The sequence below is a fragment of the Clavibacter sp. genome, assembly GCF_014802555.1.
In the GTDB taxonomy this organism is placed as follows: domain Bacteria; phylum Actinomycetota; class Actinomycetes; order Actinomycetales; family Microbacteriaceae; genus Clavibacter; species Clavibacter sepedonicus.
Genome location: NZ_JAAVCB010000005.1, coordinates 1 through 8,749, shown reverse-complemented (window position 1 = coordinate 8,749; position 8,749 = coordinate 1). Strand labels below are relative to the sequence as shown.

Genomic DNA, 8,749 nt, shown 5'->3' with positions numbered 1-8,749 from the left:
CGGCGCCGGCGAGGGCGCGCCAGGATGCGCGGACCGCGGCGTCGGACGCCGCGTCCAGCGTGAGCTCGAGGCTGCCGGCGCTCAGCGGCGGGGCGGTGTCGCGGGCGGGACGGGGCCCTGGCTGCCGCGGCCGCCGTCGGGGCCGAGCTTCCGCAGCTGGTCGTCTGCGGCCTGGCGCGCCTTCTGGATCTTGTCGGCGTGCTTGCTGCCGGTGGCCTTATCGGCGATGCCGGACACCCTGTCGATGGCGGTGCGGCCGACGTCCTGGCCCTTGGACGTGCGCAGGAAGCCGGTGGCGGCGGCGGCGATGCGGGACAGCTTCACGGGTGGTCTCCTCTTGAGGGGATCGGGTGGGCCGCCGTGCCCGGGCGGCGCGGCGGTCGTCCTGGGACCATCCTGGCGTGCCCCGCCTGTGCCGGAGCGGGGAGTCTCCCCGGGAGAGGGAATGCGGATGCCGCGGGGCCCGGTGACGGCGGCGCGGCGGGCCTCGTCGCCGGTGCTACCCTGGATCCGCGCTCGCGCGCACCCTGGCCCCCATAGCTCAGGGGATAGAGCACTGCCCTCCGGAGGCAGGGGCGGAGGTTCGAATCCTCCTGGGGGCACACCTTCCCATATCCCGTGTTGGTGCGGTGAGAGGCCGGTCCCGCCAGCGGGGCCGGCCTCTCGTGCGTTCGCCCACCGCGACGCCGGCGTTCACGCTGGGTGGAGCCCGACCCTCGCGTGGTCATGTGCGGCGGCCGTCGCTCATATACGCCCAGCGCCAGTACTTAGGCGCGCGCCTTGTGCGTCATCCCGACAGGGCACTCGCCGGCCCCGATGGCAGGTCACGGTCAGCAGCCGGCGCGGCAGAACAGCACATCCATCGGCATGAGCAGGCTGCCATTACGGTGTATTGTCACGACCTCCCACCCCTCGGCTGCGATGGCGTTAACTTGCTCGTTGAACGCCTCCGTGTAGGCGTTCTTTTTCACGGTGCCTGTTGCAGGCAGTTGCTCCAGGCGGTATTCAGGCATATTTCTTTAGTACCTCTGATTGAGCGAGACGGGTCAGTAGACGTTGAAAGTCTCGATCGTCGGCGAGTCTTCCGTGCCGGTGACGAAGCACTCGACGGTGAAGCGGCCCTCGGCGTCGTACGCGTTCGTGATGTCGACGCCTGCCTTCAGGAACCACCCACCGTCCTGCTGCATGCGAGTTCCGTCGAGGATGAAGTCGGCGTCCCAGCCGTACGGTGCCTGTTCCTTGCCCATGCGATCGCAGACGGTCATTGCCATGCCTGACGTCAGTGCCTCGGGTTCCGCCGGCACGGCCGGTGCCGCAGGGGCGATAGGCGCCGCCTCTTCAGTCGGAGTCGCCGCGGGCGTCGGCTCGGCGACCGGTTCCGCTTCGGGCTTGCTCACCGACAGGGTGATGGTGTCGCCGTCCGCAGCGTCGTCACCGGCGTCGGGGAGCTGCGACACCACCTCCCAGTTGGCCGGGTCTAGGACGAAGCCCTCGTCCGCTTCGAGGTCGACCTCGAACCCGGCGTTCTCAAGCGTGTTCTTCGCCTCGGTGCCGGTCATGCCGGAGACGTCGGGCACGGAGATCGGGTCGGCCGCGGAGCACCCGGTCAGGAGCAAGGCGCTAAGGAGTGCGGCGGCCGGCAGGGTAAGGGCAGTTCGGGTCAAAGGTCCTCCTGGGTCCCCTCGAGCGTATGGAGCCCGGAGCCAGCCGCCCAGCCCCTGTTCGGGCCCGACGTCTGCATTCGGCAAAAGTGCCGCGTCAGTCTGATGCGGCTACTTCATGCCCCACTCAGCTTCAGCTCGCTCTACCAGGTCCCGCAGCTTCGCCAGCCAGGGTTCAAGGTGCTTGAAGACGTCGAAGTCGTCAGGTGCGCCGAGTGTCGTCATCACCGTCCGCATGTAGGGCGGGGTGGCCGTGTAGACGACAGTCGTGGACCCGTCAGGCAGGGCAATTTTCCAACCAGCGCGGCCCATGTGGTCGCCAAGGAACCGGCTGGTTGCTCCAATCGGTCTGTCGGGCTCGACGGTTGACGAGGAGTAGTTCGAGATGAAGGTGCCTGTGCGGGCCCCCATGGTGCCCTGCTTCTCGATTCGATTCCGCAGCTCGACGAACCATCTATCGATAGGGTCCGCCCGCATCTGCGTCATCTCCCGGTCGTACCAGGTCAAGAATGGTGAGCCGAGCAAGTCGTTTGACGTCAAGTTCTGCAAGACGAAGGTCACGGCGCGCCCATTCGTGACGGCAGTATGAAGGCCGAACTCCGCTTCGGTGCCGCGCTTGAGAAATTGTGCTGCTCCCTGCTCGGCGAACGCCAAGGTCTGATGAGTGGCTCGGAAGGCGCTTGCAACGGTCCGGTGGAGGGTCATGGCTTGAACGTACCCGGCACGCTCACAGACATCAGCGGCTCCGACACTGCATCTGCATGCCCCGGCTCCCACCGGTCTCCGTTGCGCCACTCGCGCGGTGGCGGCTGAAACAGGGAGACGCCACCTCGGAGGTCCGACCGCAGCGGGATCCCCGTCTACGGGTTACGCGGCGATGCCGCCAGCGCGTGACGCGATGCGCACGTCCGCGGCGGATCGGATCGCATCGGCTCGACGCAGGTTCGCGGAGCGGCAGGGGCGGAGGACGCGTGAACACACGCGGCGGGGCCCGAGACGGGTCTCGGGTTCCCGCCGCGTGGTGCTGGGCCCAACTGGGGGAGCGGGCCTACACATGAAGGTAGCGGGCGTCCGGCGGGACGACCACGCCGCCCGGTACTGGAAAAGCCCAGTGGTGCACGAGCCAATCCGATTCCCGCATGGCGACGAACACGCGATCCCCGGCCCGGCAGGATGCGCCCGTGCGACGCGGTCCGGCATCCCGCCGCCTCCGAGAGCTGGCCATCGGGCATCCGCGGTCGGTCGGCCTAGGCTCGCCGCATGGCAGACGACGACTACTCCACCTCGGTCCGCGACCTCCTGAAGGGCGCGAAGCCGAAGCCCCACGAGTTCCCCGAGCTCGACCCGGCGCACCTGCCGGACGACCCGATCGACCTCGTCATCGACTGGATCCGCGACGCCGTCGCCCACGACGCCGCCGAGCCGAACGCGGTCGTCCTCGCGACCGCCGACGCGGACGGCCGCCCGAGCGCGCGCACGCTGCTGCTCAAGGACGTGACGCCCACGGTCGACGACGAGCCCGGCGCCCTGTGGTTCTCCTCGCTCGCCGACAGCCCCAAGGGCCGCGACCTCGAGGCCAACCCGCGCGCGGCGCTCGTCGCGTACTGGCGGGAGCGCGGGCGTCAGATCCGCGCGACCGGTCCCGTCTTCCACGGCGACGGCGAGGTGAGCGCGCGCGACTTCCTCGCGCGGCACCCCGCATCGCGCGCCGAGGTAATCGCGGGCGACCAGAGCGAGCCGATGCCCGACGCCGCCGAGCGCGACGCGCGCCTCGCCCGGGCGCGGGACGCCGTGGACCGGGATCCGGAGCTCGTCGCCGAGTCGTGGCGCGCCTACGTGCTGCAGCCGACGGTCGTCGAGTTCTGGCAGGCGACCGCCGACCACGGGCAGCTGCGGGTCATGTACCGGTCGGGGCCGGACGGATCCTGGACGCACACGCTCGTCTGGCCCTGAGGGCCGGACCGCCGCCGCGTGTTGCGGAACATGACGCGCGGCGTGCGGGCCCGCGGGGGACACCGCACACTGGATCCATGCCCGCCCCCCTCCGCCGCCTCGCCGTCGTGCAGGTGACCCGCTCCCGTCCCGAGGCCGCCGCCTACAACACGCTGGTGCAGGGGCTCAACGCGCGCGTCGCCGAGATCGCCGACGCCGCGGGCTGGCAGGTCGAGAACGTCGCGGCGGAGGACGAGGGCGTCGAGTCGCTGCTCGCCCGCACGCGCGAGGCCGACGCGGTCGTCATCATGGGCGGCGAGGACGTCGCCCCGCGCTTCTACGGCGGGCCCGCCGAGTACGAGGGCCGCTCGACGCACCGCGAGGTCGCCGACGCCGGGCAGATCGCGCTCGTCCGCCGCGCGGTCGCCGAGGGCACGCCGCTGCTCGGCATCTGCCGCGGCGCCCAGATCGTCAACGTCGCGCTCGGCGGCACCCTGCAGCAGCACATCGAGGGCGTGGGGGAGCACCGCAACGACGCCGAGGAGATCACGGCCGTCATGCGCGACCACGACGTGCGCGTCGCGGTCGGCAGTCGGCTCGCCCGCGCGCTCGGATCCACCGACGTCGTCGTCCGGAGCGCCCACCACCAGGCGGTCGACCGCCCGGGCGCGGGGCTGCGCGTCGTCGCGGTCGCGCCCGACGGCGTGCCGGAGGCGGTCGAGCACGAGAGCGCGCCCGTCATCGGCGTGCAGTGGCACCCGGAGGACCCGGGCGCGGCGCGCGATCAGCTGCCCGCGCTGCTCGACGCGCTCGCCGAGGCCTGCGCCCTGCGCGAGCCCGTCGGCGACGCGCGCACCGCGGCCGCCTGAGCCGACCCGGCCCCGGCGACCGCGGCCTGTCACCGCGCAGCGCGGGTCAGGGCATCACGTCGCCGCTGTTGGGCCCGAGCGTCTGGCCGACGAACAGGTTCCCGTCGGGATCCGCCGCCAGCAGCACCGCGGTCGGGGCGACCTCGTCGACCGTGCCGAAGCGGCCGAGCGGCAGCTCCCGGCGCTTCGCGTCCTTCCAGTCCTCCGAGATGGCGTCCACCAGCGGTGTCGCGATGGGGCCCGGCGCGATGACGTTCGCGAGCACGTTCGAGCCCGAGACCTCGAGCGCGAGCGACTTGGTGAACGCGATGACGCCGGCCTTCGCGGCCGCGTAGTGCGCGAGCCCGACGCCGCCCTTCTGGCCGAGCTGCGAGGCGACCGTGATGATCCGGCCGTCGCGCCGCTCGAGCATCCCCGGCAGCACGGCGCGGGTCAGCAGGAAGACGCTCGTGAGGTCGACGTCGATCGTGCGCTGCCAGGTCGCCAGCGCCATCTCCGCCACGGGCGTCTCGGTGAGGATGCCGTGGGAGTTGACGAGCACGTCGATGCGGCCGAGCATCCGCCCGGCCTCCGCGACGGCGTCCGCGACGCGCGCCTCGTCGGACACGTCGGCGACGACCGCGCCCACGGCGCCGATCCGGCGCGCCTCCTCGTGCACGGCGGGTGCCATGTCGACCAGCACGACCTCGGCGCCCGCGAGCACGAAGTGCCGGGCGATGGCCGCGCCGATCCCGCTCGCCGCGCCCGTCACGAGGGCGGTGCGCCCGCGCAGCCGGTCGCTGCGGGGGACGGCGGCGCTCACTCCTGCATCCGGATCGTCAGGCCGCCGTCGACGGTGAGGGTCTGCCCCGTCACGTAGGCGGCGTCGTCGGAGGCGAGGAACGCGATCACGGAGGCCACCTCCTCGGGTCGGCCCACGCGTCCGGCGGGGATCCTGTCGCCCGCGCGCCTGAGGCCGTCGGCGCCGAGCGAGTTCACCGCGTCGAGCGACTGCGGCGTCTCGATGAGGCCCGGGATCACGGTGTTGGCGCGGATCCCGCGCGGCGCGAGCTCCACGGCGGCGCTCCGCACGAGGCCGACGACCCCGGCCTTCGCCGTCGCGTAGTGCGCGTGGTCGCCCCAGCCGTAGACGCCGCCCGCCATGGAGGACACGGCGACGATCGAGGAGCCCCGTCCGAGGAGCGGCTCGGCCGCGCGGATCACGCGCATCACGCCGCCGAGGTCGACGCCCAGCACCTCGTCCCACCGCTCGTCCGTCATCGCGCCGAGCGGCGCCCGGCGGAGGATCCCGGCGGCCGCGACCACGTGGTCGACCTGGCCGAACTCCTCGAGCGCGGCCCGCACGAACGCGTCGACGGACCGGGTGGACGCCACGTCGAGGTCCACCGCGATGCCCGTGCCGCCGACCGTGCGCACGGCCTCGAGGGTCGCGCCCGCGTCGTGCGGGTCGCCGGGGTAGCGGCCGACGACCACGCGGTCGCCCCGGGCGGCGAGGCGCACCGCGGTCGCGCGGCCGATGCCGGATGCCCCGCCCGTGACGAGCGCGACGGGTGCCGTTCCCGTCACGCGGTCGCCTCGCGCGTCTCGCCCGTGGGCTTCGCGAGCAGCATCACGAGGGCCGAGGCGAGGATGCCGCCCGCGCCCACCCACAGCGCCGCCTGGCCGAACGACATGGCGCTCGCCGTGAGGCCCGTGAGCAGGAAGCCGCCGATGATCGCGCCCGGCTGGCTCATCGCGCCGATGAAGCTGGAGCCGGTCGCCCGGCAGTCGCTGTCGAAGCAGCCGGCCTGGAAGAACAGGATCGCCGCGTACGGCCCGAGCAGGAAGAACAGCCCGACCATGTAGGCGCCCATCACGAACGTCGGGTCGTCCGGCCCGAGGAGCATCACCGCGAACGCGAGCCCCGCGACGAGCCAGCCGCCGACGATCACGTTGCGACGGCCGAGCCGGTCGCCCAGCCAGCCGTGCGCGAGGTAGCCGAGGACGCCCACGCAGTTGGACGCGATGATCAGCAGCAGCGCGTTGGAGGCGTCGATGTGCTTGCCCGACTCGAGCACGGTGGTGCCGAGCACGGAGAAGGTCTGGATCCCGAACCAGTTGAGCAGCCACGCCACGCTCAGGACGATCGTGCTCCGCAGGTGCTTGCCCTGGAAGATGCGCGCGATGGGGGCGGACCGCTGCACGTCGAGCCCGGTGGCGCGGGCGAACGCGGCCGCCTCGTCGTGGTGCCCGGCGGCGCGCAGCCGGCGGATCCGCTGCTGCGCGACGAACTGCGGACTCTCGCGGAGCGTGAGGCAGATCGCCGCGACCACGAGCGCGGGGACGGTCGCGAGGCCGAACGCGATGCGCCAGCTCCCCGGTCCGAACGCCGTGGTGATGAGGCCGACGAACGCGGCGGCGAGCAGGGCGCCGAGCGGCCAGCCCGTCTGCACCATCGCGTAGACGAATCCCTTGTTGCGGCGGATCCGCTCGTCCTCGGTCTGCTCGTAGATCTCGTTGAGGTAGGTGGCGTTGATGGACTGCTCGGCGAGGCCCAGGCCGCTGATGCTGCGGATCCCGACGAGCGAGACCGCCCCGGCGCTCAGCGCGGTCGCGCCCGAGGACAGCGCCGTGCCGGTGACGGACACGACCATGCCGACGCGGCGGCCGAGCCGGTCGACCATGGGGCCGACGAGGAGCACGACGACCGCCGTGCCCACGCTGACCAGCGTCGAGACGAGCAGCGACTCGCTCGTGTCCCAGCCGAAGTCGCGCGAGATGTCGGGCAGCAGCGTGCCGAAGAGGATGAAGTCGTAGACGGCGATGGTCCACGCGAGGAAGGCGATGCCCGTGACCCGGCGGGTCTGGCGGACGCTGACCTTCTCGAGGCCCGCCGGCAGCGCGTCGGCGGGCGAGGCGGCGGATGCCGCGGATCCGGCGGCCGCGGGGGCGGCGCCGGGACGGGAGGTGTCGGTGCTCATGGGGGTGGTCTCCTGCGGTCGGACGGGTCGCGGATCAGGGGACGCGCGGGGTGCGCGGGGAGCGTCGCTGGAAGTCCTGGGCGATCTCGTCGAAGGTCGCCCAGCGGACGCCCTCGTGGGAGTTGATGTGGGCGATGAGCCGCTCGAGCATGAGGAGCACCTGCGGGCGGCCCGAGACGTCGGGGTGGATGGTGAACGTGAAGACGCCGTAGTCCTGCTCGCGGTAGACCCAGTCGAACTGGTCGCGCCACATCTCCTCGAGGTGGCGGGGGTTCACGAAGCCGTGGCTGTTCGGGCTGCCCTTGACGAACATCATGGGAGGCAGGTCGTCGAGGTACCACGACGCGGGGATCTCCACGAGGTCGGTCTCCTCGCCGCGCACGAGCGGGTGCATCCAGCTGGCGGCGTCCTTCGTGTAGTCGACGCCCTGCCACGTGTCGCCGACGCGCACGTAGTACGGCTCGAAGTCGCGGTGCATGAGCGAGTGGTCGTAGCGGATCCCGCGCTCGATGAGGAGCTCGTTCGTCACTCGGGAGAACTCCCACCACGGGGCGACGTAGCCGGTGGGGCGGCGGCCGGCGCGCGACTCGATGAGCTCGATCGAGCGGTCGAGCACGTCGGCCTCCTGCTGGCGGGACATCTCGATGGGGTTCTCGTGGCTGTAGCCGTGCGCGCCGATCTCGTGCCCGGCGGCGACGACCTGGTCGAACTCCCGCGGGAACGTCTCGATGGAGTGGCCCGGCCAGAACCAGGTGGAGGGGAGGTCGTGCTTGGCGAGCAGCGCGTTGAGGCGGGGCACGCCGACCTCGCCCGCGAACAGGCCGCGGGAGATGTCGCCGGGCGAGTCCTGCCCGCCGTACGAGCCGAGCCAGCCGCTCACGGCGTCGACGTCGATGCCGAACGCGATGATGATGTCCTTGGCCATGGGGGTCCTTCCGTCGGGTGATGGGTCAGGCAGGCAGGGCGCCGGCCGGGGTGGTGGTGCGGGTCTCGGGGTCGGCGGCGGCGGCCAGCAGGCGGCGCGCCTCGTCAGCGGGGTGGTGGTCGAGGAGGAGCGCCACGAGGATCCGGGCCTGCGCCACGGAGAGGCGGCCGATCGGCACGGCGCCGGCGCGGACGGCGTCGGCCCCGCCGCCCTCGCCGTAGATCGCGGCCACCGGCCCCTCGGCCACGCGCGTGCCGAGCGCGACGAGGACGCCGGCGTCGACGGCCGCCTCGATCGCCGGCACGAGCGAGCGGTTCGCGTTGCCGGCGCCCGTCCCGATGACGACGACGCCGGCGGCGCCTGCGGCGATCGCGGTCGGGAGGAGGACGGCGAGGGCGAGGG

At 72.4% G+C, this 8,749-nt stretch carries 10 protein-coding genes, 1 tRNA gene and 1 pseudogene; 3 read left to right on the top strand and 9 right to left on the bottom strand.

From position 1 onward, the window contains the following. Positions 1–81: 81 nt before the first annotated feature. Positions 82–324: an antitoxin gene (locus tag HDR73_RS00660; protein WP_012298838.1), complete on the bottom strand. Its 243-nt coding sequence runs from the start codon at positions 322–324 to the stop codon at positions 82–84. Positions 325–530: 206 nt separating this feature from the next. Between HDR73_RS00660 and HDR73_RS00655 the strand changes: the two genes are divergently transcribed. After that, a tRNA-Arg gene (locus tag HDR73_RS00655) sits at positions 531–602 on the top strand. Positions 603–830: 228 nt separating this feature from the next. Here the strand turns inward: HDR73_RS00655 and HDR73_RS00650 are convergent. From HDR73_RS00650 to HDR73_RS00640, 3 genes are all read right to left on the bottom strand, one after another. Continuing rightward, positions 831–1,013, bottom strand: coding sequence for a DUF4177 domain-containing protein (locus tag HDR73_RS00650; RefSeq protein WP_012298839.1), 183 nt, complete (start codon positions 1,011–1,013; stop codon positions 831–833). Positions 1,014–1,046: 33 nt separating this feature from the next. Beyond that, positions 1,047–1,577, bottom strand: coding sequence for a YPYG domain-containing protein (locus HDR73_RS00645; protein WP_133064079.1), 531 nt, complete (start codon positions 1,575–1,577; stop codon positions 1,047–1,049). Between the two features lie 195 nt (positions 1,578–1,772). Continuing rightward, positions 1,773–2,366, bottom strand: a complete 594-nt coding sequence (locus HDR73_RS00640) for an Ea47 family protein (protein WP_049791908.1) — start codon at positions 2,364–2,366, stop codon at positions 1,773–1,775. A 555-nt stretch (positions 2,367–2,921) separates the two neighbouring features. Between HDR73_RS00640 and HDR73_RS00635 the strand changes: the two genes are divergently transcribed. Continuing rightward, positions 2,922–3,614, top strand: a complete 693-nt coding sequence (locus HDR73_RS00635; RefSeq protein ID WP_012298842.1) for a pyridoxine/pyridoxamine 5'-phosphate oxidase — start codon at positions 2,922–2,924, stop codon at positions 3,612–3,614. 77 nt (positions 3,615–3,691) lie between these two features. Continuing rightward, positions 3,692–4,462, top strand: a complete 771-nt coding sequence (locus HDR73_RS00630; protein ID WP_012298843.1) for a gamma-glutamyl-gamma-aminobutyrate hydrolase family protein — start codon at positions 3,692–3,694, stop codon at positions 4,460–4,462. A gap of 46 nt (positions 4,463–4,508) precedes the next feature. On the opposite strand, the gene HDR73_RS00625 is transcribed toward HDR73_RS00630, so the two are convergent. The 5 genes and pseudogenes from HDR73_RS00625 to HDR73_RS00605 form a co-directional block, all read right to left on the bottom strand. After that, positions 4,509–5,264, bottom strand: coding sequence for an SDR family oxidoreductase (locus HDR73_RS00625; RefSeq protein WP_012298844.1), 756 nt, complete (start codon positions 5,262–5,264; stop codon positions 4,509–4,511). Then, positions 5,261–6,028, bottom strand: a complete 768-nt coding sequence (locus tag HDR73_RS00620) for an SDR family NAD(P)-dependent oxidoreductase (RefSeq protein WP_012298845.1) — start codon at positions 6,026–6,028, stop codon at positions 5,261–5,263. Before HDR73_RS00620 ends, HDR73_RS00625 begins: the two co-directional genes overlap by 4 nt. Continuing rightward, on the bottom strand, positions 6,025–7,422 hold the full coding sequence (locus HDR73_RS00615; RefSeq protein ID WP_012298846.1) for an MFS transporter: 1,398 nt from the start codon (positions 7,420–7,422) through the stop codon (positions 6,025–6,027). The genes HDR73_RS00620 and HDR73_RS00615 overlap by 4 nt, the downstream gene beginning before the upstream one ends. A gap of 34 nt (positions 7,423–7,456) precedes the next feature. After that, the gene (locus tag HDR73_RS00610) at positions 7,457–8,347 is read right to left on the bottom strand and encodes a polysaccharide deacetylase family protein (RefSeq protein ID WP_012298847.1); all 891 of its coding nucleotides are present in this window, start codon (positions 8,345–8,347) and stop codon (positions 7,457–7,459) included. A gap of 25 nt (positions 8,348–8,372) precedes the next feature. Continuing rightward, positions 8,373–8,749, bottom strand: a pseudogene (locus HDR73_RS00605) (asparaginase); the annotation flags it as partial.